This window comes from Candidatus Bathyarchaeota archaeon (genome assembly GCA_026014585.1).
Classification (GTDB): Archaea; Thermoproteota; Bathyarchaeia; order Bathyarchaeales; family Bathycorpusculaceae; genus Bathycorpusculum.
On sequence record JAOZIA010000014.1, the window covers coordinates 1 to 22224 of the forward strand.

General features: G+C 39.0%; 20 protein-coding genes and 1 tRNA gene. 11 read left to right on the forward strand and 10 right to left on the reverse strand.

Going from position 1 to position 22224, the window contains the following annotated elements; translation table 11 throughout:
* Window positions 1-183: hypothetical protein (locus tag NWF01_05755; protein ID MCW4024523.1), on the forward strand; the 183-nt coding region annotated here is incomplete at its 5' end.
* 334 nt (window positions 184-517) lie between these two features.
* On the opposite strand, the gene NWF01_05760 is transcribed toward NWF01_05755, so the two are convergent.
* Window positions 518-1756: a cell wall biosynthesis glycosyltransferase gene (locus NWF01_05760; protein ID MCW4024524.1), complete on the reverse strand. Its 1239-nt coding sequence runs from the start codon at window positions 1754-1756 to the stop codon at window positions 518-520.
* 256 nt (window positions 1757-2012) lie between these two features.
* Here NWF01_05760 and NWF01_05765 point away from each other — a divergent pair, with 256 nt between their 5' ends.
* On the forward strand, window positions 2013-2207 hold the full coding sequence (locus NWF01_05765) for a hypothetical protein (protein MCW4024525.1): 195 nt from the start codon (window positions 2013-2015) through the stop codon (window positions 2205-2207).
* 74 nt (window positions 2208-2281) lie between these two features.
* On the opposite strand, the gene NWF01_05770 is transcribed toward NWF01_05765, so the two are convergent.
* Window positions 2282-3040: a peptidylprolyl isomerase gene (locus NWF01_05770; GenBank protein MCW4024526.1), complete on the reverse strand. Its 759-nt coding sequence runs from the start codon at window positions 3038-3040 to the stop codon at window positions 2282-2284.
* 247 nt (window positions 3041-3287) lie between these two features.
* Here NWF01_05770 and NWF01_05775 point away from each other — a divergent pair.
* Window positions 3288-3364: transfer RNA gene (locus NWF01_05775), tRNA-Ala, on the forward strand.
* 649 nt (window positions 3365-4013) lie between these two features.
* Here NWF01_05775 and NWF01_05780 read toward each other — a convergent pair.
* A complete protein-coding gene (locus NWF01_05780; GenBank protein ID MCW4024527.1) occupies window positions 4014-4979 on the reverse strand; it encodes a hypothetical protein in 966 nt (321 codons plus the stop codon).
* 114 nt (window positions 4980-5093) lie between these two features.
* Here NWF01_05780 and NWF01_05785 point away from each other — a divergent pair, with 114 nt between their 5' ends.
* Both NWF01_05785 and NWF01_05790 read left to right on the forward strand, forming a co-directional pair.
* Window positions 5094-6431 carry a hypothetical protein gene (locus tag NWF01_05785; protein MCW4024528.1) on the forward strand — a complete coding sequence of 446 codons (1338 nt, stop codon included), beginning with the start codon at window positions 5094-5096 and terminating at the stop codon, window positions 6429-6431.
* Between the two features lie 267 nt (window positions 6432-6698).
* Complete coding sequence (locus NWF01_05790) at window positions 6699-6830, forward strand: hypothetical protein (protein MCW4024529.1); 132 nt, start codon at window positions 6699-6701, stop codon at window positions 6828-6830.
* A gap of 509 nt (window positions 6831-7339) precedes the next feature.
* Here NWF01_05790 and NWF01_05795 read toward each other — a convergent pair.
* Window positions 7340-8176: a hypothetical protein gene (locus NWF01_05795; GenBank protein ID MCW4024530.1), complete on the reverse strand. Its 837-nt coding sequence runs from the start codon at window positions 8174-8176 to the stop codon at window positions 7340-7342.
* Between the two features lie 556 nt (window positions 8177-8732).
* On the opposite strand from NWF01_05795, the gene NWF01_05800 reads away from it, so the two are divergent.
* Both NWF01_05800 and NWF01_05805 read left to right on the forward strand, forming a co-directional pair.
* Window positions 8733-10190 (forward strand): hypothetical protein, encoded by a 1458-nt coding sequence (locus NWF01_05800; protein ID MCW4024531.1) that lies wholly within the window; start codon window positions 8733-8735, stop codon window positions 10188-10190.
* 348 nt (window positions 10191-10538) lie between these two features.
* The gene (locus NWF01_05805) at window positions 10539-10694 is read left to right on the forward strand and encodes a hypothetical protein (protein ID MCW4024532.1); all 156 of its coding nucleotides are present in this window, start codon (window positions 10539-10541) and stop codon (window positions 10692-10694) included.
* Between the two features lie 19 nt (window positions 10695-10713).
* Here the strand turns inward: NWF01_05805 and NWF01_05810 are convergent, their stop codons facing one another.
* Complete coding sequence (locus NWF01_05810) at window positions 10714-11235, reverse strand: hypothetical protein (GenBank protein MCW4024533.1); 522 nt, start codon at window positions 11233-11235, stop codon at window positions 10714-10716.
* A 371-nt stretch (window positions 11236-11606) separates the two neighbouring features.
* On the opposite strand from NWF01_05810, the gene NWF01_05815 reads away from it, so the two are divergent.
* Window positions 11607-11993, forward strand: coding sequence for a hypothetical protein (locus NWF01_05815; protein MCW4024534.1), 387 nt, complete (start codon window positions 11607-11609; stop codon window positions 11991-11993).
* Window positions 11994-12179: 186 nt separating this feature from the next.
* The gene (locus tag NWF01_05820) at window positions 12180-12887 is read left to right on the forward strand and encodes a hypothetical protein (GenBank protein MCW4024535.1); all 708 of its coding nucleotides are present in this window, start codon (window positions 12180-12182) and stop codon (window positions 12885-12887) included.
* A gap of 109 nt (window positions 12888-12996) precedes the next feature.
* Here the strand turns inward: NWF01_05820 and NWF01_05825 are convergent, their stop codons facing one another.
* The 4 genes from NWF01_05825 to NWF01_05840 form a co-directional block, all read right to left on the reverse strand.
* On the reverse strand, window positions 12997-13827 hold the full coding sequence (locus tag NWF01_05825) for a nucleotide-binding protein (GenBank protein ID MCW4024536.1): 831 nt from the start codon (window positions 13825-13827) through the stop codon (window positions 12997-12999).
* 115 nt (window positions 13828-13942) lie between these two features.
* Window positions 13943-14833 (reverse strand): nucleotide-binding protein, encoded by an 891-nt coding sequence (locus NWF01_05830; protein ID MCW4024537.1) that lies wholly within the window; start codon window positions 14831-14833, stop codon window positions 13943-13945.
* 294 nt (window positions 14834-15127) lie between these two features.
* Window positions 15128-16003 carry a hypothetical protein gene (locus NWF01_05835; protein ID MCW4024538.1) on the reverse strand — a complete coding sequence of 292 codons (876 nt, stop codon included), beginning with the start codon at window positions 16001-16003 and terminating at the stop codon, window positions 15128-15130.
* 211 nt (window positions 16004-16214) lie between these two features.
* A complete protein-coding gene (locus NWF01_05840; GenBank protein ID MCW4024539.1) occupies window positions 16215-19538 on the reverse strand; it encodes an SIR2 family protein in 3324 nt (1107 codons plus the stop codon).
* Window positions 19539-19777: 239 nt separating this feature from the next.
* Between NWF01_05840 and NWF01_05845 the strand changes: the two genes are divergently transcribed.
* Window positions 19778-20239 carry a flavodoxin domain-containing protein gene (locus NWF01_05845; GenBank protein MCW4024540.1) on the forward strand — a complete coding sequence of 154 codons (462 nt, stop codon included), beginning with the start codon at window positions 19778-19780 and terminating at the stop codon, window positions 20237-20239.
* Between the two features lie 145 nt (window positions 20240-20384).
* Here NWF01_05845 and NWF01_05850 read toward each other — a convergent pair whose 3' ends face one another.
* Entirely contained in the window at window positions 20385-20957 is a 573-nt protein-coding gene (locus tag NWF01_05850) for a hypothetical protein (protein MCW4024541.1), read from the reverse strand.
* A gap of 575 nt (window positions 20958-21532) precedes the next feature.
* Here NWF01_05850 and NWF01_05855 point away from each other — a divergent pair.
* Window positions 21533-22060 carry a metal-dependent transcriptional regulator gene (locus NWF01_05855; protein MCW4024542.1) on the forward strand — a complete coding sequence of 176 codons (528 nt, stop codon included), beginning with the start codon at window positions 21533-21535 and terminating at the stop codon, window positions 22058-22060.
* Window positions 22061-22224 lie beyond the last annotated feature (164 nt).

Below are 22224 nucleotides of genomic sequence, written 5' to 3' on the forward strand. Positions count from 1 at the left end.
AAATACACGTTTGCGTCTCCTCCAATTACATTAGCGCTATTTGACACAAAAGAAGCCTTGTTTAACACGGCACCATTCAACCCTCTATTGACGCCCAATATGTGGTCAAATAACCCAGTATTGATCAAAATACTTCAAGAATACTTTAACAAAGAATGGCAGGAAGCAAACGAAGTGAATTAGCAAAGAAGAAACGTTTAATTACAAAAAAACAAGCCAGTTAATTATCAATTCACCACCTAACGAAACTCAAATCTTAAATCACAGAGAAAGCTGAAATAAAAAATAGGAAATACCGTTCCATAAGGGTTCGCTGGGGCTCCGGAACACAATAGGAGAGAAGAAATGAAAAACCAACAAGCAAGTTATAGCAACCTCGCTGCTTCAGAGAAAAGTTTCTGCGATTCCTTATTTTAAAGGCGAATCAGCGGTTAGAGACAAATTGCTTTTTAGACAGGCATTTAACTTGCATAAGAGGGAAAATAGCCCTGAACAGGACAAAGACACCTGGCTCAAGTCAGTAAATGTCCGCCAAGTAACTCTTCAGTTTAAAGAATGCTTGGGCTTGCTCAAAGATTCTCTCTTCGGTTTCAGAGGGGCTAATCGGCAAAGTCTCTTTTATGAAAGCGGCTAACCTGCCTGTCCAGAGAACCTGCAAAGCATCCACCAAAGAAGTCCGTTTGTCAGGTTCTGCCCTATGGAAAGCCGCGATAAAGGAGTAAACGGTTTTTGCCCAGACATCAATCGGGAAATGGACGTCGGATTTATCAAGATTTTTAAGCGTTTCAAACTCACGCAGAAACTCACTGCTCAAAATGGAGCTGCAGAGACTGCGGTGTTCGTCGCATCTTTTCTTGTACGTGCTTATCATGTTTTGCAGGTCTATGGGTATTGGCGGCTGCGAGTTAACATGCTTCTCTTCACCCTCCATTGTCACGGCGTCGACACCTCGAATTTCTTTCCAAGCAGGCTCGTACTGTTCAATGCAGGTGAACATGGTGCCGATAACTTGCCTGAACATGGGTGTTAACTGTTTGGTTGGGTCTTTGGGGTCGTGGTCTTTGATGCCTAAGAACGCCTGTTTAACTTCAAAGCCCTTCGCCAAAGCGGTGTGTGTCTCAAAGATGTCCACGCCGAATTCGCGCACGGCAGGCAACTTCCACAGTGGCGAATCCAGCAGTTCATTCACCAACCCGTTAGAGAGCCCGAAGTCACCGCCGATTGGTTGCCTTACGTTTTTGCCGTAAAGGCTGGTTGTAACTGGGTAACAAAGAAAATTTGTTATGGTTCCGTCGTATTTGCGTCTGTTGTAGTAGGGAACAACAAGCCCTGTTCCAGACAGCACTGGAGAAAGCAAAAGATTCATCCATTCAGGAGTGATGCTTCGCAAGTCCGAGTCGACCAGCGCCACAGCTTTCACCCCCAAGTATCGGGCAGCTTCAAAAACAGCTTTTATGGCAGACCCCTTGCCTGCAATGCCCACGTAAATGGCGGGAATCAGGTCCATACTGCTTGGCAGATGCACCGTTTTAACCGACGTCAAGGTTCCATCTACAGATTTTCCGTCGGAGACAAAAATTACGGCGCGTTGGTTTGGGAAGTAGGTTTCTAAGCCTTTTACAACTTGGGAGATAACGTAGCTTGCGGTGAGTACGTTGTTGTATGAGGGGATACCTACGAGTAAGTCGGCATGTTTGATTTTTTCTATGTGGTCACATGCTTCGGTTGACAAGGCGGAGTCTGGTTCAGTCAGCATTCAACACACGGACGGATATTACCGTTTCAAACATCACTTTTATTTATTTACCAACAAAACATGAAAACTTGAAACAAATAAGCGCAGAAATTTTTCAAGAACGGTTAAAACTTTGCCCAAACAAGTTACTGAACAGCGCAAATACCTAAAAAACAAAAATCCAAATAAACAGCTTTAGCTTTACCAGCAACCCAAGCGTAGCGAAAAAGTGAAAAGCAACCTCACAATGAACCTATTGTAATAATGGTGACTTAAAATGAGCGAAGAAGTAAACATGGCAACCATACAGCTAAATGGCGAAAAACAAAACTTCATTCTCGACAAAAAAGACTTCAAAACAGGCAGCAAAGGTTTCTACGGAATGGGCAAAATGGTAGCTGGAGGCAAAAAATACCAAGTTCAAATTCAATGCGTAGAAATCGGCTCCAAACCTAAAGAACAAGGAAAATAAATCAGCTTTTAAGCGCTTGCGTTAAGCAGGCTTCTTTTCATTTTCTTAAAAATAAGAGTAGGAAAAAGAAGATTTTAGAGTACTGAAGCTTTAATCAGCGTTATTGTCTGTTGGGGTTGGCTTTGTTCTCCAATGGGGTTAGTGGTTACGGGTACGTTAGCTATTGCGTCAACCACTTCCATGCCGCTGATGACTTGACCGAAAACCGTGTAGACGCTGTCGAATTTTGTGCCTTCTTGGTCTATAGCGTTGTTGCCGTTGTCTACGAGGTTTATGAAGAACTGGCTGGTTGCGGAGTCGGGTTCGTCAGTCTTTGCCATGGCTATAGTGCCTCGGATGTTACGGTTGTCATTGCCGATTTCGTCAGGTATAGTTGCGGGTTGAGGGGTAACTGCGCCGCCTTGAATCATAAAGCCCTTGATAACGCGGTGGAAAACTGTGCCGTTGTAGGAGCCTGAATTAACCAAGTCCACGAAGTTCTGAGCCGTGATGGGTTTGTCGTCTCGCATCTGAACAATAATGTTGCCCATGGAGGTCTCTAAGAGAACTTGGGTGCCGTTGGCGCTGTATTCACCTTCGGGCGAAGTCAAAGCGGGCGCGGCAGTGGGCGTTGGAGTTGCTGTTGGAGTTGGAGTGGGCGAGGGAGCAGGAGGCGCTGGGAACAAGGTGCCTTGACCAAGCACTAAAACCGCCGCTACAGCCACTAGGGCTATTCCGACGACGCCCAGTATAATCATGTTTCTCTTGTTTTTGGCTTTAGTCTGAGGATTGTTTTTGCCCCATTCAGGCTTAGCCTGACTTTGGCTTTTCCGATATCTACGTGAACGTGGCATGCTCAAAAGTAACGGAGCTATCTTTATTTAAACATTTCAAAAGCTGCCAAATCAAAAGCAGGCTCCACCCAAAAGAAGAAACATCAGCACACACATTCAGGGACCTACCCCCCTATCGTTTCTGCATACAATTACTAATAGGCTCCAAATAGGCTGCTGCTTCCAACGTAGATAAACAGCCCGATGTCGGGGCAGCAAACAAAACCTAAATATCAATGAACCGCTTAAGAATCCAAGAAACACCCGCGGGCTGGTAGTTCAGCTGGCATGAACGCTTGACTTGCACTCAAGAGGTCGGGGGTTCAAATCCCCCCCAGTCCACCACTTTTCAGTAACAGAGCTTAAAACAGAAGTATTTACTTCCACACGTTTACTTCCATTTACTTCCAACATCTTTCGTATCTGAGAAGGATTTACCTTGTGGTATGTGTAAATTCTCTTACCTTCAACATATCCTTGATAATGCTGTATTCTAAAACTATTACCTCTTTGCTGAAATACACCCTCAATTCCACAAATTGGGCATTCAATCTTTGTCATTTTACGTCCCTGAACTCCTGAGTAGCATACGTTCTATATAACGTTCATTAAAACAAATTTTGTGAGCCTTGTGCTTAGATGCTTATTTCTGCTAATCAGCCTCTAGAACAGCTTAGTTATATGCCTTATAAACGCTGAGAAAGGCTCAGATATATCATTTCTCTGTGCATCATTACAGATTTTTTAACATTGAACATAAACTCCCCAATAATTAATGCTCTAGTCACCACCCCCTAAAGGTAAAGTAGTTAAAACAAAATCAAACAAAAGAAAGGATGAGGGATAGAACAGCATCTGGCACAGCTGGGCTTTAATTATGTTAATACTGTGAGTGATTTTTCAAATAAGATACCCAGAAAAGCGTCAATAGGGCTCAAAAGTAATCCCTTGACTGCGAATATACACTAACTGGCATTAAGTGCATTGATTCTCATCAATTGTAGGATTTTTTATCCCATAGCCAATTATCAACAAATATTCCAGTAAAAAAATATTCAACGCCTGCATACTTAGCAAAGAACTTAAGAAATTCATGAGTAAAAAGCTCACTTGGTGATTTTATAAATCCAAAAGAAAGCGCTTCAGTGACAGATTTTAGCTTAGGTAACTTCTCAAGAGTTTTTTCATCACTTAGACCACTAAGTCCAATAAGGTCTTCCGAAAACAAACAAGCCAAATATGATTCACGCAACATAGTAGCAGCTTCAGTTCTTAAGAACTTCTCAACTCCATCATCTTTTTCTAAAAGAGTGTAAGTCAACCGACATTGAGAGCATTTATCACCACTATCTTTGACGTACACTTCAAGCGGTAAGTCCAAACATTTGTTTTGAACAACCCCTTTATCGAGCAAATAGAAATTACTTACAGTTGATGCTAATCTCTCAACAAACTTGTCTGACAGATCTTTAGGGATTTTCTTCCACAAAGAACAGAATGGAATTACTTTTTCATAGGTTTGCGCTGCAATTTCTCTATAACGACTACTCTTAGACTTGGCAAATTTTTCATAAGCAGTTAAGAACTCAATAATTCTTTTTTTAACAAAGGTTTGTTCGTTTTCCTCTGCGCCTTTATATCTTAAAAACCAAATTACTCCAGGAAACGTCAGCCAAATTAAAAACGAATCTTCAGATTCAGTTACCATCTTCAAATCCTTAAGCTGATTAACGGCTCGTCTTGCTTGCTCAATATGCAATCTCTTTCCTAAAAGATGCGAATCACCTCTAGGCAAGTTTTCAGAATTAATTTCTAGTCTCAATTTCGTTTTTGTGTTGGGACCATTAAGTCCCAATGCTAACAAAACATGTCTATGATGGTTGCTGAGTTTAAAACCAAAAAGGCATTCATCAGATAAGAGAGAATCTGCTGGTCCTCCAAAGACTTGATGAACAGCCATATTGGGCACAGCAGTGTTTCCATACATTTTCCTATTTAAGTTTTGTTAAAAAAGCGCGCGTATTTTGTGAGCCTCTTTTGAAAAGGTTGTTGCCAATTATAGTAAAGATAAAAAATGTCAAAAAATGAAAATATTGACACAATAAACATCGAAACAATAATCCAACAAAACAGCCTTCAATGGACTAGAATCCATCCAGCTTTAGATTTCACTGCTGAGCATGCATTCGTAGGAAACAAAGAAGCGACAAACAACATACCAAACACTTTCCTGATCAAAGATGACAAAACACTTATTCCGTGTGCTCCCATTGACTTAGCAAATCAAAGGATAGAACTCCAACCACCCAGATGCACCTCTTATCCAAAATGGTCTGAAGAAAGCATTACTAACTACCTGCAAGAAACAGCCCCAACTGTTGAACCAAACGAACTATACCAAGAAACAAAAAACCCTTTAGTAAACTACATGGACCTACCAGACGAAAGACTCTACGACTACCTTGCACTCTGGAATATAGGCACCTACTACTTTCCACTATTCAACAGCTACCCCTACGTCTTCTTAAACGGTCCCTCAGAAAGTGGGAAATCAAAACTCATGACCCTATGCAGTTGCTTAAGCTTCAACGGAAAATTCAGCCTACACACAAACACCCCTGGCATCTTTAGAATGATTGACAGAAACAGATGCACTCTGTTCATTGATGAAAGAGAAGCAGTTTCAAGCAGACTTAACTCTGAATTTAGAACAATGTTGCTTGGTGGCTATAAGAGAGGCGGGCTAGTTCAAAGGATGATCTGGCGCGAAAACGACGATGATTATATACCAATAGACTACCCCACCTATTCCCCAAAGATGCTGGCAAACATTGCAGGCATAGACAACGTCTTGGAATCAAGATGTATGACTATTCACATGCAACGAGGAACAAATGTTGAAAAGACAACGCGTGAAGTTAACATTAATGATACTTTGTGGCAACAGATACGTGACAAACAGTTCCTTTTCCTAATGGACAACTGGAAGATGGTGAGACAAGCGTACACTGACGCAGAGGCTGTTGAAGGGATATCTGGAAGAGCTTGGGAGCTTTGGAGACCCATGTTTTCTTTAGCTACACTCTTTGGTGAATCAACACTTGCCAACATGAGGACTCTTGCTTTGGAAACTGTTGCAGAGAGAAGACTTGATAATGCTGATTCACATGAAAACTTGCTTATTGAAGCTTTGCAGACAGCAGTTACTGAAGACCAGTGGTACAGTTTAGGTGAGATTAAGCGTGTCTTTGCTTCCCATCTTGAAAATGGTGGCTGGGTGAGTGAACAGTATATTGGACGTATGCTGAGAAGCTTTGGGTTTAGAAACAGACGCAGAATGAATCATGGCTTTGAATATTACATCACAGTTGAGACAGTTGCGCGTTTAGCTCAAAGTTCTGGAGTTGCATAACATGGACACAAGTGTATTTAGTGAATGTAGTGTATCACTTGGGATGGAGATACCTGGCAGAGCGTGGTAAAATAATGAGCAAAGATCTGAAGTTTTTCCGTGAAGGGGGTTTAAAGCTGGAGAATGAAGCAAGCAGTCTTTAATCAATACATTGGATTCAGCAGCAGAAATCTTGCTTAAGCAGGGTAAGTTATAAGCGAGCAGGAATGTTCTATCATTTCCCATTTTTTTGAGTGCTAATCCTAAAACAGCATGAGGTGAGATGTCTTGGAAGAGGAACTTAGGCAGATAATAGGAAGAGAGGAAAGGCAAGATGAGCCTAAATCGCTTGAAGAAGAATTTGAACAAGAAGAGTTAGAAAGGGAAGCTGAAGAGGAAGAAGAATCCAGTGAAGAATAATTGAAACTGGAAGTTGAATAACTTCTAACCAACCCCTTTTTCTCTGTGAGCACTAAATGTGGTGTGTTTCCCTGCTGTATCTACACTACCTACACTACATTCACAAACTACCCTGCCTCATTTTTTTGTATTTTAGAACTAAGGATGCAACGCTGCATCTGTGGGCTATGTATTACATACTATACATCTTCTCATTTCCCTAATAATAGAATCTTAGCAATCTCCCATTTGGCATTAAATGCCGTACGGTACGGCATTAGAGTTAGGAGTGGTTTTACTTTCACCTTTTCAATTTGTGATTAGAAAATCAAATGGTGCCTATGGGTTTACCTTTTACTCAGACCATGTTGTTTAGGCTATGATTATTCGCTATGTATCTGAGGCTATGTATCTAAGTGTACTAGTGTATATTCCCTTTATTGATGGAAAACTGCTTACCGCAAGGTCACGGTTGTAGAAAACTCATGATATATGAGCAAACAAATTTGTCTGCTATGTAATAATAGCATTTACCCCATCCAGCCGATTACTATTTTGGAAACAGTATTGACCATTAGGTCAGGGTGATTCTTCAAGTAATTCGCTACAGAATAAGATAAATCAGTAAATATAGAGTTTGAACTGGAAATTGAGCTAACAACTTGCTCGTTTTGTGGAGTATAAGCCCAACCGTCAAAAACAACTGCCGTTATGAGTTCTTTGGGTCCGTACTTAAAGGCAGAGCATTTCCATGTATCTGACGTTTGAGATGCCCCTCCATCTTGCCTTGGAACTAAACTTGGGAAATCAATCATATGCGTAGCTATAGGTGTTGAAGTATCATCATCGGTATAGACAAGAAGAAGCACACTTGTACACACTGAAGGAACATCGCCTCTGTTTGTGAGTGTAACGGTTATTTCCCCATATTCATCAAAAAACCAACTGGTTTTACAATTAATGGAAACATCAAAAACTGGGTTAGGCATATCAACTACAATACTGGCTGGAACAGTTTGCCCAGATTCAACAGTAACAAATTGCCTTTTCTCCCCATAATGAGGAATCACCAGCATCAACTCTTGACTCCCAGGCTCTATGTCATCAATCTTTAATTCGCCTTCATCATTAAGATAGCCTCTATCCACCCCACCCAAAACAACATGCACGTAACCGCTGTCAACTTTTCCAATTGGCTTTCCAGTTCCTTCATCAGTTAATTTTATGAAAACTGAACCATTAGGCATTGACTGGAAAATGCCTCTTTGTGATGCCCCTTGCGAAAGCAGGACAACTGAGACACCAATCACAATCACTAAAACAACGACTATTACTGCTAGTATTCCTCTTCTCACTTTACTTCCCATTTATTCTTTATTTCCGTTTTGACCATTTAAAACTTTTTACGCAACAATTTTTTAACTTTTATGCTGTGACCAACAAAACTATGATTAAAATCAATTCTTAATCTGAACAAACTATTTTTTGTTTAAAGTTAAGTCGTTGCAGAGGATTAAGGAATGTAACAAGACCGAATATTGAAATGCACTTTATTTTGAGTTCTCCACTGCACATTGGGCATTTCACGGGATAGTTATACCTTTTTGCATTAAAGTCCACGGGCATAGGAAGCAAGCCAGATACTGCATTTTGGGCAGTGTAAGTATAGTCCGCCAATGGGTTTACCGCATGCATCACAAGATTTAGATAAATTCAACTTTTCAGGCAACAGTTACTCTAACTGAAACTTTAGACAGCGAAGGAACTGGATTAAAGTGGCAAATCTTTAAAGTTAAATTGCACAATAATGGAGACTTATGCTAACAGTTAAAGGACTTACTCATCACCTTTTCCTTATCCGTTTAGAGCGATTAAGACACAAGAAATTGCACAAACTTCCAGGAGTTTAATACTGGTGGTATTATGCCTGTGATGGCTTCCGATAAGTTACTCTCAGTTCTAAACGTATTTCAGCCATTGCTGAATAGCATTGACATAAGGACAGTTGCCATCAGAAACCCCTCAAATAATATATGGACGAATCTCTTAACGTCTGTTTTTGTAACCAACAAAACCGTTGAGACCGTACTTGTAGAACATGAAAGGCTTCCCACAATTAGGAATAATGATTTCATGCTCCTTTTTAGAGCAGAAGCCTTTGACCTCAAAATATTCAATGAGTTCGTTGAAGGTGCTCTCCGCTTCTACTTACCTGAAGCAGGAGACATTAGAATACCAGTAAGGAAATTTTCTCCTTTGGACTTGAAAGTGTTGTCCTCCCGAAAAAGGATGAGAGAGCAGATTAAATGGGTAATAAATGCATCAGGAGGTAATCAAGAACCAGATAGAAGCAGTCTATGGTCTATTGTAAGCAATCAGCATTTGGAGGCAAAACGATGGACTTATTCAGGCGTGATAGAATTACTGAAAGATGTTCTTGACATAGACAATATATCATCTGGAGACGGCAGAGATTTTGAGATAACTGTTTTTAATGATATCAAACTACAAAATGCCCGCTTTGTTGGGAAAGCCTTCCAAGTTGAAGTTGTTAAAAGCAATAATTTAGAAAGATTGCAGTTAAACTTTAATCTCCAACGAGAAGATGCACAGGGTTATTCTCAACGAACTATTTGGAGAACCATTACTTCAATAGAAGACGGTAAACAACAGGAAAAAGATAACTCGGACATTGTTAAAATAGTTGTAACTCCCTCCAGTGTGCTTCCTTTTGACCATATGGATGTAGAATTAATTCATAGTGACGCGCCATTTACTATTGATGACGTATGTGCGAATGCCCCCTTAGAAAACGTGGTTGAGCCTTTACTGAAAACTCTTAGTGCATTTTGTTCCTTTGAAGATTTTAAGAATATGCTACTGGAACCTGAACATTATGGTAAACAACCACAAAAAATCTTTGAAAATGCAGTGACTTGGCTTTTATCGTTAGCTGGTTTTTCTGCCATCCACTTAGGAGTTGAAATTAAAACACCCTATGGCAAGAAGTCGTTTGATACACTGAGTGCTGTTGAAAGTAGCCATAACATTGGAAGCGCTGACATTATTGCCTATGAAGATAACAAGAGGGTTTTGCTTATAGATTGCGATATTGGTCCACTTGACGACAAGAAAATAGGTATGCTGTTAGAAACAAGAAAGCATTTTGAATCTTCAAACAACTTTGGACAGGTATCCTTCGTTCCAGTTCTGTGCACGCCAAAAGATTGCCAAAAACTTGAAAGGAGAGGAGTAATAATTTTTGACAAAGGGATTCTTGAAGATGTTTTTGAAGATTTATTAAAAGGTAACCGAAATTATGCAAGAGAAAATATAATTGAAAGAGTGGCAAACACAATTGATTCAATTGAAATTTACTAGCCTTTTGGCTAAGTTAGCAGAAATAACCCATTGATTGAGCTTGGATAAACGGTGAAAGCAGTGAGCAAAGATTTAGCTCAAACGGAACTGTTGTTACAAGAAAAAGTAAGGACGCCAACGAGTAAAGATAATGAAAACAGAAAAAGATGAAAGGATATTTCAGTTAGATATTATGAAAATCAACATCTGTTCAGACCGCTGTCACGCAAAACTAACAACTAATCTTTCAGCCTACATTGCGTTTCTTCTGGGATTCTTTGTTCTCTTCTACACTTTATTTTATGAAAATGTAATAACTATGTGGTGCTATATGCTGGCATAATAACAGTTTCTTTAGGAACAGTCTATTTGGCAAAAGAAACAAACAAGATATACAATAGAGACATAAAGAAACTCTCCAAAATGATTGAGGAAGTAAAAGACGGAAAAGAAATGCCTGATTTAGAAAAGATTATTGGAAGTAACTCAAAAAAGACAAAAATACTTTCCCGACACAGGCATTGAAGCTGTTGTTTTTACAGAACTATATGTATTTCTTTATTATATCTTCCAGTTCTTTTGCTTGTTTGTGATATTCTTTGCTGCTTTCAATTTCCTCGTCTATGGCAACGCTTCTGATGAGTTTATCTTTTGCGTCTATTAGTCTTGCAGTTCTTTTCCTTAAGTAGACCGCTATTACTTCAAAGCCATTGGATTTTAGCCATTTTATAGGATTGAGGAAGCACGATTTGTTTAGCTTATCTTCTGTCTTGGATTTCTGATAGACGCCGAAAGGGATAATTAAAACGTAATCTGTTCCAGCAGCTTTTTCCTCACAGATTTGTATCCTTCTCTGTATGTTGTTCTTAACATCTGTTGCCTCACAAAAACCTTCTAATTCCTGTGGAGACCCCAAGCTAACGGCAAAGATTTTTCTCCCTTTGAGGGTTCTTTCAAGTAATTGAAATGGCTTAAGTCTGCCTGTGAGTGGCAAACCAAAGAATGCTTTCAATGTTTTAGTTTTTCCAGCCTCGTTAGTTCCACATAAGAGCACGATGGTTTTCATATGAATCAAACCAAAATAGTCATCTTAAAAGATAAAACTTTTGCTAAACAAAAGACACCAGTTAATGGGTTTGCTTTGTCTAGCAAATACCTGAAAAACTAAAACTTTATTTCCCCTTTATTTATCAACTCTTTGACTTTAAGGACTGAGTATTGTACGGCGTGACTTCTATCTGCAAAGTGTCCTTGTTCCACCTGCTCATCTATCCAGTGAACTAGGTCCGGCAATATGCTTACAGTCAGTTTGACTTTTACCATTTAAATCCAAAAGCAGTATAATCTAACCCCTCTTTAGGGCTTATCCGTATTTGTAAGCAATTATAAGCAAACGTTATATTGAGAAATAGCGTAACTGGTGGCTTAGGGAGAAATATGGCAGCAAAAGAAAACTCTTTACCTATTCAAAGTGGCAAGATAATTGCCATATCTTTAGTTGTAATCGTTAGCTTTGTAGCTATCATGGCGTTAGCTTTGTCTAATACTGCTAGCACGCCAGGCACCAATCAAGCAACCTTTCGCATTGTAGTTCAATCAGACACCAGTTGGTCTGGCTCTATTGGGGGAGCTACCGCTTCTAAATCAGTTCAAGGAACAGGCAACACTGCTTGGGAATCAAAACAAACAATGGCAACAGCAGTAATACAAAAACAAACAGACTGGGGACACCTCACAGTAAAAATACTAAAAAACGGTGAAGTTGTAGCAGAACAAAGCACACAAGCTGACTATGGAGTAGTAACAGTCTCAGCAATATCCTAACCCCTTCATTTTCTATTTTTGAAAATATGAAAAGGTAAGTTTAGTCTTCCACTATTACTGTTATCTGTAGCCTAATAGCAAGAGGACTAAATTAAATTTTAAAGAAGTACCACAATACATGTCATAATGTGACAAAGAGGTGTTTATTTATAAAACTTTTAAGCAGTAACAGGTGATAGAGACTTGATGGCTATGGCTGAGGAAAAACAAAATAAAGAAAATACTTCAGTCTTTGATCCAATAAATTCGCTAACAAAATGGCACCCGCAGTTTCTAAGAGCCTTCAAAGAGTCTTCACCTTTTGTAGTAGTAGGTTCTTTATGTATTGCAGTTTCTGCATTTACACAGCAGGCTTTTCCACAGGCACAGGCATACTCTTTAGCCGCAGCAACTCTCTTCCTAATTGCGTTCGTTACATCTTTGCTTTTTAGGTTTTTTAATAGTGAAAAATTCTCTCCCTTAGATTCCATGTTAGCGGTTTCCACTTATGTTTCAACTGCAATAGCAATATTAATGCTGTTTATTGCTGTGAGTGTCTTTGGGCAGAGCATACCAACAGTTTCCGATACTGTATCTGCAATACCGCACATAATCACCGCTTTATTCTGTGGGATGCTTTCCTACCTTATGTATAAGAAAAGATATGCGCTGTACACCAAGCTAAACTCTAAATGGTTCAATTACGGCACTCAATTAGCTGTGGGTGCGCTATTTTTCTTTATGGTTACTGGTTTATTCTTTGGAATAAATGCATATTTCAAATTGATATCTGACGAAATGCAGACAATACTGGTCAGGATTGTGTCAGGGGTTTCAATACTTTTAACTTCATTGTATATTCTTCCCCTCATTGTCAGACTAGAAAAGTTTAACAAGTCAAAACCAAAAGTTTAACCGCTTATCTGCTTTTTATCCAAAAATAAGTTGATTACTGGATTCACTATAAGAAAAATCTGAAAAAATGAATCATAACAAGGCTTTATTTGCGTTTAGTTATGCACGACTAAGTTTTAACTAAGCCTATTTTTGGGTCCTTTAGTTTCTCGTAAATCTGTGGGAAGGTTTCTCTTACTGATTCCTTAAATGGCTCATAGATGATGCCGTCAATATCTGTTGGCTTATCTTTAACATTAACGTTTAGCAAACAACAAACTCTTTCTCTACCTAGTGCGCCCATGAATAAACCAAACTCAAAAACCACGTTCTGTCTAGCCCTAGTTTTTAATTTAGCCAACATCTCTGTTGTCTTATCTACGCCCATATTTCTTTTTCCTATACGCGACTCTTTGAATTCAGCAATGTCTTTGCACAGGCAACCTAAATCATCAGGAGTAGCTGTTATAAAAGCATAAGCAGTATTTTTCATTTGTTTTTCAAGTAACTCAATAATTGTGGGACTAGTCTTTCCCTTCTTAGCATCATCAAAGATTACTGCATTTAAGTGGAGTGTGTCTTTAAGATAATCTTTCAGTTCAAGTGCAGGAGTTTTTTCTCTACCATGTGCAATAAACACTATTTTCTTTTCTGTTTTGGAAATGGCTATGCACTCTGATTTCAATTCATTTACCATTAACCTACAGAGACTCAGCATTTTTTGTTGGGCGTGAAGTTTTCCGACAGTTAACTTAGAGAAGTTTTCACAATCTACTAATCTAGGAATATCTATTTTCTTCCAATCGCTATAGTATTCATCGTTTCTACCAAACACTTTGGTAATAAGAGATAGACCTTTTTCATAGACTTCATTTATCGTCTCAAGTTTAGATGGATTTAGTGCATCCTTAATTTCTCTCTCCAGCTGTATAATTTCTCTAGTATAATTACGACTAGTCATGTAAAGTCATTATCCAATATGAGTAAGGTGAATATATTTTAGTTGAATGTTAAAAGCAAAATTTGTTATAGACTATTTTCTATTTCTGAAACTGTTACTCCAAATGCTTTGATAATTATTTAATTAAACCTATCTTTCTAAGTTTAGCATCCATGTCTGTGAATTTCTCATTTACTCTTTTGTTAAACTCTTCGTAGAGAACTCCGCTTAAGTCACTAGGAGGTTCTTTTATACCCATCTGCATGAGGCAACAAACTCTTTCTCTTCCCAACGCCCCTATGAATAAGCCAAATTCAAATCCCACATTTTGTCGTGCCCTAGTGCTAAGTTGACTCTCTAGAGCTTTAACATCTTTAGCTGTCACTTTTCCATTTAATAGAATACCTTTTTCGCAGTTACAATAATCTTCAACCAAACAACCATAATCGTCAGGTGTAGCTATTATGAAGGCAAAATCTATTCGATTTTTAATTTCTTCTAAAGCCTCAATAACAGTTTTGCTTCCAAGAGTTCTCTTAAAATCTTCAAACATATCCGCATCTAAGCCTAAGTCTCTAGTAAGATGTTTTTGTAATGCATACGCAGGGGTTTCGTTTCTGCCATGGACAATAAAGATGGTCTTTTTGTGTGAGTTATCATTTTGAGTAACTATCAATCCATTTTTAGGGATTGAATTAAGAAAAAGGGGCGTTACTTCAGTGACTCCGCTAATCTTTCCCTTACTAAAAGCCAATATCAAATCTTCATTTGGTGCTTCTACTATTTTTGCCCCATTTTCAAGAAACATATCCGTGCTAAATGAGAAACCACTTTCAAAGAGTGCTATGCCTTCAATTTGAGTTGGACTTATTGATAAGCCCTGTATCCAAATTTTTCGTTTTTCATTGTATGGTTTTACAATTTCACGCATGAAAGCGTCTTCTTTAAGATTTAGTATTCTATAACCATTCAGTCTTCCATTGAAGTGATATCTTATAAAAACATGGAAGTATCTAAGCTTAGCCATGTCACTCTTTACCTGCCGTTTGGACTTAAAAGTTTTGTCACAGTCTCTTAGTCAGAAATAAGTGAAAAGAAACTACTAAGGGAGTAGAGATTGTTCAACTTCGGTAATAACCCTAGAACCTTCTTACTCAATGGCAAGGATCTGCTTTGAAGCAGTGAGCTATATGCCTTCAGAAAAAGGAAGAGCTAAGAGAACAGAGTTTTCTTTAGACTTATCTTCTAGCGCTATAACTGTTACTCCAAAAGTTTTGAATCTTCATAAATAATACCTACAGAATACAGTCTCTGGCACCTTTTACTTCAATATACGCAGAAGTTGCTTTTGCATTGGCTTAAGAACTGCAACAGCCTTTTGCTGGGTATCTAAGAGCAATGGTTTATAGTAGAATTTCATGAACACGGTCTGACTAATTCTTCCTTGTAGTAAATCCACTAGTTCTTGAGGCAGACAGTTTCTTAGTTTTGTTGCAAAGATTTTTCTAAGTTGTTTTGTTTGGTTGTTAAAACCTAATCGACCAATCTTTGTGTCTAGTGTGGAGTATCTAATTCTTGGTTTAGTTTCTATAACTAGATTTAGAAGCTCAGGCGTTATGAAAGATATGTAAGCATTTTTGGAGTTTCTTAGAAACAATTCGGAGAATCTAAAATGTTGTAACATCATTAATTCCTTGTCAAGATAAGAAGATAGTTTGCCGTTCTCTGATAATTCTGTGATTAATCTACAGGAGTCTACAGCCTCACTAGGTCTTAACCCCGTTAAAGCATCAAAAACTAATACTGTTGAATACTCTTTTGGTAAGCCTTTGATTACTTGTTGTAGCCAAGTTTCTGTTTCTTCTAGGTTAGTGTTAAGTATGCTGAGGAAGGTTTCTAGGCTGTTTGTGTTTTCCCATTTTAATCCATAATTTCTGATTGTCTGCTTCCAACTATCATACACACCAAGAAATTTGGATAAATTGCTAAGAGAACTCATGGCTATTCTTCGCATATCCTTGCTAAGCAACAATAGCTGTGATGCCATGTTTGGTTTCTGTAAGATAATGGCATATTTCTTAGATTGACGTAGAATTTCAGTTGCATGAGATTTTCTGTGTGTTTTGTATAGCCAAGATGCAAAGTTTTCCCATGTTTCATTTGAGATTCCCTTGCACTCAAGAGGTCGGGGGTTCAAATCCCCCCCAGTCCACCAACAACATCCAAAGTACAACAGTTGACAATCAAATACTCTTCCACAAGATGTGCTGGATAAGCAAATCGAAAACAACACGAGCCACATAAGGCGTATCTTAAGACCTGCGGGCTGCAAAAAAAGGATCCGCATAAATTGCGTGGCATCTTTATCAGATTGAAAACCTATAGGTTCCAGTTTGTGCCAGAAGACATTAGGTTTTTACAAACACATCATCAATGGTATTAATGAAAGGATGACTTTGAACGCTCTCAGCTCGAAGCCCACCAGATAGAATGGCAACTACAAACTTAATGAAATCGCCAGCCCGGAAATCGCGCCGATGGAAATATCGGGGATTGAAACTCATTTCAAATGTTTCACCTGCTTGGTTCTTCATTTCAATTCGCCCATATTGACCACCAATTCGAAGATTTTGGACGTAACCTGACCAGATTTTTGCATGATCTACAAATTTACGATCCATTCTCTTCACTGATTTTGCAGATTCTTTCCAAATATAACCTCGTGGAAGTGTATCTCTCTTCCTGAAATCTATAGCAGCTAATTTCCCTGATGCGGAATGTGCACGTTGAAAATCCTCAAGCGCAAATGCCGTTATCAAGTCCCAATAGGCCAAACCCCATTTCACTTCTACATTTTCAGCATCCCTTTCTTTCATCTTTGCGGAGTGTAGAATTTTGGCGGCTTGGCTGAAATTCCCTTCCCGCGCATTTATTTCTGCCTCTTTAACTAGAACTAAAACACTTTCATCAGATATGGCACGTTGTTTTTCTAGAACTTCAATCGCACGAGAATAACCAAGTCTCTCGTAAAGGCGGTCTGCTATAAAGGCGGCACCATAAGGCGAAGAAGTTCCATTATCGATTGCTTCTTCTATTTTTTCACAAAGCTGAGTAACTTTATTTCCCTTTAGATCAAAGATGAAGAAACGCTCGTCCAATAGAAAGTTGTAAACGTCCTCAGGAACTTTTCTAATACTCTCGGTATATAATTGAGCACCTTCGGCGATAAGATTAGATTTTTCGTTTTCATCTTTTGAATTATTTATAAGATATATCAACATATCTAAGTGAGTTACGTATCCATATTCGCTTGGAATTATTGTACTGCGACTCAGACTGAAGCATTCCCTCGCAGCAATAAACTTTTGTTGCGCTTCGTCAGCCTTGTTAGTTTCCATTAAAAATTTGCCCCAACGACTTAGAATATGACCTTTATGGTGCTGCAAAGCGGAGTTATGTTGGTTCCGTTCAAGCGCACGCACAGCCCATACGTAGGACGCTTCGAAGTCGCCTTTTCCTAGCAAATACTTTGAAAATTGTTGACAAACCACCCAATCGCCATTGGTAGAATCAGCAATAATTCTGAAAAGCTGATCAACTTTTTCTTCTGAAGATAAGGAAATGTTGTAATCATTAATTTGTTTTAACACTTGCCTACTAAGATCTAAATCGATATCATTTCTACTCACAAGTGCTTTTGAAATTAATAATAATTCATCGTCTATCTCTGCTGGACTCTTACCACTAACTTGCGCTAATTTTTCAGCAACTAAAGAGTGCAGCGTTCGAACAAGAGGTTCATCCTCTTCCACTTCCTCAAATAAAATACTTTTTTTCATACAATCCTGATATGCTCTCCAAGCCTCGTTTTGTTTTTGTGCTGGGAAAGTATTTACCAAGGTATACAAACGTGGATAAAAAACACTACCATACCTGTGTAATGAAGCAACTCTGAGAACCAATTTTGTGGCTGTTTCGTTACCATGAACTTTTTCCCAAAGCCCCTTAACAATCTCGGAGAACGGTCTGTGTCTTTTATCAAAAATTATTTGCAATGCAAGTATTATAGAGCTACTAGCGTCATCTTCAAAAATTCGGTTAGCGATGAACTCCTGCGACATATTTATTGAACCCACATCGTTTTTTGCACAGAAATCAATCAGATATCTGATTTCATCTTGGGAATTATATGAACCTTCAGGCCTAAAGATTTTGGTTTTTTTCAAAATTGGATTAGAATCATACAGAAACTCAAACTCCTGATTTCGGAAGCTAATAACTAGTACGAAATGTCGGTTATTACTGATTAGATGCCGGAAAAGAGTTAAGACTTCTTCTATTCGTTGAGGGCAGTTATCGCAGATGATCACTGGAACAAAATCACTGTCCAATGCTTGATCGTCGGTTTTATTGATAAGCCCGATGAGACTATCGATGCGTTTATTATCCCAACCACCTACAATTGAGGATGTGGTTGAATCACCTTTCGTTTCCATAACACTGTAGGGATTTAACCAGAATACAGGTCTCTTTTTTAAACTTAAATCAACTGAAATGTCACGAAGTAAGAATGTTTTTCCCCATCCTGGAGAAGTAACTACCGACAATATGGAAGGAGCAGAATCGATAGACACCTGTAGTTTCCTTAAAAGATCCTTTTTGCAAGTACGTTCAATAATTTTTTTGTCGAAAAATGTTGACCAATTTTCAAAACCATTCAATGATTCAGCCACTGAAGGAGGCTCAGCTTCCTGCAGATGTGAACCTATTATTTCAAAATGTCGCTTATCTTTTATGTAATCATCGTAATCAATTTTTATTGTCGTTGTACCTACCTGTAATGAGACTGCAGGCCGTTTTGCTAGGGGGGCAGGCGTTTTCATGTGAATAAGAACTGCTTCCAAGAATTCACCAAAATTCGCGTTTATTACTTGAACTAACGAACCTTCGAGCTTTTTCACCAATAGTTTAGAACTTATTTTCGAAAGGTCAAGATTAGTCACACAATAATGAGAACGAGCCGCGGGTCCCATATCCCGCAACAGATCCTGTAAAAGCAAGAACTCTGGAGAACTCGCAGGTTCAGTTGCTCCAGGATGGGAAAAACTGAAACCTACAAAAATAATAGGTCCATTTACGGCTTCTTGCCTTAATAAGTCATAAAAATCCTTATTTGAATGGCGGGCTATAGTCTGATCTGAAAAGTTTACTACCAATTCATGAGAACATTTGCGTTGAGCTTCATCCGTCGAGCCATTGAGTTTTATTAGTTTAACCACTTCTTCTTCTCGTCGCCATATTTGAGTATCAGGATAGTAAATTGGCAATAGTCTTTGAACAGATTCAGCACTCGAATCGTAAGAAATTTCAACCAATCTGTCGTAATTGGTTGTGAAAATTGTGCGCCATTTGATTTTGGTCATTAACTCGTGGGCACGACTTGGTGGACGTTTAACATGTCTTTGATGATTCTCGATAAATTCAATAATTTTTTGTCGAACCCATTGTGGTCCGAAATTCTTTTTATCTAAATAAAGGTAATCTGCAACTGTACTCAGGTTTTGATTTTCAAGATACTCTTTATGAGCCGCCCCCGTCGCGTCAGCTAAAAATTTTGCGATATCATTACTTCCAGGAAAACCTGCCTCACAGGATGCTCCAGCCCCGAGAAATAACGATGCTCTACCTTTGGAAATTTGCTCAAGCAAATCTGGCGGTATTTCTATAGTCATGTTAACTCGTAGATAGTAATAGTTGAACACATAAAAAATTTGTGTAAAAAAGAAAAACAAATTTAAACTGTTTTCAAAAACGAACATTTTTCAACAAATCGTCACTCCAATGAGTGCCGCATTTGCGTTTTCTGAAGTTTTAGCCAAACAGAATGAAAAAATTAAGAACTAAAAATACGTGCATTTTGCGCCATGTTTTTTTATCTGTTGTTCATTTTATTTATTGTGTGGGATTTGATGTGAGTCCCAACGTTTTAATCATGTATGATTCGATGACTGGCAACACTGAGAAGCTCGCTAATTCTGTTGCGGAGGGAGCTAAGAAGGTTGAAGGCGTCACTGTGGAGGTGCAAAAGGCGGATGCTGTGGATTCTAGAAGTGTCATAGCCGCGGATGGTTACGCGTTTGGTTCACCAACCCATTTCAGCATGATGTCTGGCGGCACATTGTCGCTGTTAACGCGGCTTTACCCGTTACGTGACAAGATGGCAGGCAAACCCATCGCAGTATTCACCACGGGCACAGGAGGCCAAGTTGACGCTCTCGCAAGCATCGAACGAACCATCGGAGTATTCAACCCAATATTCGTAAAACCAGGAGTAACCGTAGAAGGCGGAACCTCCGAAATAGACACACTCCAAGCAGTGAAACTAGGAGAAAGGCTAGCAAAAGCAGTAATGGCACACCAAAAGAGCAAATAGATTACCAGCGGGTTTCCATGCGGTGTTAAAACGATAAAATATCGGAGAGACTAGAAGATTGAAGATTGGGAGAACACCAAAACCAGCGTAAGCCAACCGAACTCAAGCCAAACATAACATCTAAGTGGGAAAAAATATTAGAAATTTAGAGGTGTGGTTTGCAGATTATCTCCTTTATCGCTAAATTGAAGAAGGTGTGAGTGTTAGTTGGTTTCAAAACCAATGCGGTGTCTGCGCCATGTCCAGTGCCGCCAATTGCGATGACGGTCTCATCTGTCCGAATTAAACCTGCATCTGCTGCCATGCAAGAAATTTCACAGGCGACTTTAACGCCTTGTCCAAAAAGACGAAGAGTGGATGAGATTATTCCATCAGCTTGAATGGTCCCAAACTTGTTATGGACCGCTCGTCCTAAAGTGCCAAAGGCATGTGCAGTTGTTAAAATTTTTGCGCTCTTACTTTCGAGGATAGCTCGATTTTGTGGGCTAAACTGTTGCAGGTTAGGTTCCGAAAAACCAGTAACATAAGTTACCACCACCAAATTGAAGCCATTTAAAAACTCCGACGCTTTAACACCTGTCTCGCCACTTGATGACGCCACAACTACATTTTTGACACCCAACTCTTCAGCGCGCTTTTTAGCTAACTCAAAAGTTTCCATAGTGTTCGCAGGTCCTGTTTTCTCAAAATAGACGGTTTTACAAACGGTATTTCCCATGGAAGACAAGCTCCAATTATAGGTTACTGATTAACAAGCAATAAATTTGTTCCCAATATTGCTAATAAAAACGCGTACTGAATGCGGATGTTTAGTCAACAATAACCCCAAAAACACCAACATGAATACTTCAGGAAAAAAAGACGCATTCTTTTTTCCCATCAACCACCTTTGATGGTTAACTATAAAAACCTACAAAAAACATTTAACCTAACTTATTGAACCCTCAAACAAAAGCGCAGGAATCGTACTCTTTCCTTAACTGATTGCGGTTTGATAGGTTTTTTGCGAATGCTTGCTTTGGGGTATGTTTTCGGATTTAGACTAAAAGATTCAGGTAGTTTTATACCAAGTAGACTTTAAAAGGGGCATTACAGGGTGAAATCTCCATAGCGAGGGTTCAAATCCCCAGTCCACTTCAACGTCAATCATGATGCTATTGTTGCCAAAGGTAACTAGCAAAGTTTAGACAGGGCGTTGTTTTTGTTGTTCCTTTGCTTTGATTTTCTTAAGCTGAAAGCTGGTAGACTATGCTTATATGTTAGACTCCACTAATATTTTTAGTGGAATCTAATATGGAAAGCAATATTTCAAGTAAAGCTGAAGACTACCTAAGAACAATCCACGAAAGCACATCACAAAAAGGATTCGTCCGCATCAAAGACATAGCCAGAGAACTCGACATCACTTCTTCAACAGTCGTAGAAATGATGAAAAAACTAAACACAAAAGGACTCGTCAACTACGAAAAATATGGCGGAATTACGCTGACTGAACGCGGCACCGAAATAGCCCTCATCGTCGAAAAACGACATGAAACATTTAGAAACATTCTCGAAATATTGCTAGTTCCAAAAGACATAGCGCTAAAAGACGCTCACATACTCGAACACAAGTTACAGCCCAAAACAATTCTACAGTTTTCAAGGTTTCTCGATTTAATAACCACCCCTGAGCAACCAATGTTCATAAAAAAATGGACTGACAACTTTAAGAAATATTGTGAAAGCCATGAAAAAAGGCAGCAACATAACTTATCACGGGAACAAGAACGGGATTTCATCAAACAACTATGCGGAGCAGAGGTTGTTGGTAAAAAATGAATTTTTCTGAAAAGATGGTGAATCAATGTAGGAAACCGACGGGTTTTTTCGGGCGCACCATGGTAAGGTTAATGAATCACAGCCACAAGGTTGCGGAATGGGGCTTAACTCATGTTTCTATCTGTCCAGATGCAGTGGTTCTTGATGTTGGTTGCGGCGGAGGC

Bases quoted from the DNA above. Each gene is read 5' to 3' on its own strand.
- NWF01_05760 (MCW4024524.1), bottom strand. From the start codon at position 1,756: ATGCTGACTGAACCAGACTCCGCCTTGTCAACCGAAGCATGTGACCAC.
- NWF01_05765 (MCW4024525.1), top strand. From the start codon at position 2,013: ATGAGCGAAGAAGTAAACATGGCAACCATACAGCTAAATGGCGAAAAA.
- NWF01_05770 (MCW4024526.1), bottom strand. From the start codon at position 3,040: ATGCCACGTTCACGTAGATATCGGAAAAGCCAAAGTCAGGCTAAGCCT.
- NWF01_05780 (MCW4024527.1), bottom strand. From the start codon at position 4,979: ATGGCTGTTCATCAAGTCTTTGGAGGACCAGCAGATTCTCTCTTATCT.
- NWF01_05785 (MCW4024528.1), top strand. From the start codon at position 5,094: ATGTCAAAAAATGAAAATATTGACACAATAAACATCGAAACAATAATC.
- NWF01_05795 (MCW4024530.1), bottom strand. From the start codon at position 8,176: ATGGGAAGTAAAGTGAGAAGAGGAATACTAGCAGTAATAGTCGTTGTT.
- NWF01_05800 (MCW4024531.1), top strand. From the start codon at position 8,733: ATGCCTGTGATGGCTTCCGATAAGTTACTCTCAGTTCTAAACGTATTT.
- NWF01_05810 (MCW4024533.1), bottom strand. From the start codon at position 11,235: ATGAAAACCATCGTGCTCTTATGTGGAACTAACGAGGCTGGAAAAACT.
- NWF01_05815 (MCW4024534.1), top strand. From the start codon at position 11,607: ATGGCAGCAAAAGAAAACTCTTTACCTATTCAAAGTGGCAAGATAATT.
- NWF01_05820 (MCW4024535.1), top strand. From the start codon at position 12,180: ATGGCTATGGCTGAGGAAAAACAAAATAAAGAAAATACTTCAGTCTTT.
- NWF01_05825 (MCW4024536.1), bottom strand. From the start codon at position 13,827: ATGACTAGTCGTAATTATACTAGAGAAATTATACAGCTGGAGAGAGAA.
- NWF01_05830 (MCW4024537.1), bottom strand. From the start codon at position 14,833: ATGGCTAAGCTTAGATACTTCCATGTTTTTATAAGATATCACTTCAAT.
- NWF01_05840 (MCW4024539.1), bottom strand. From the start codon at position 19,538: ATGACTATAGAAATACCGCCAGATTTGCTTGAGCAAATTTCCAAAGGT.
- NWF01_05850 (MCW4024541.1), bottom strand. From the start codon at position 20,957: ATGGGAAATACCGTTTGTAAAACCGTCTATTTTGAGAAAACAGGACCT.
- NWF01_05855 (MCW4024542.1), top strand. From the start codon at position 21,533: ATGGAAAGCAATATTTCAAGTAAAGCTGAAGACTACCTAAGAACAATC.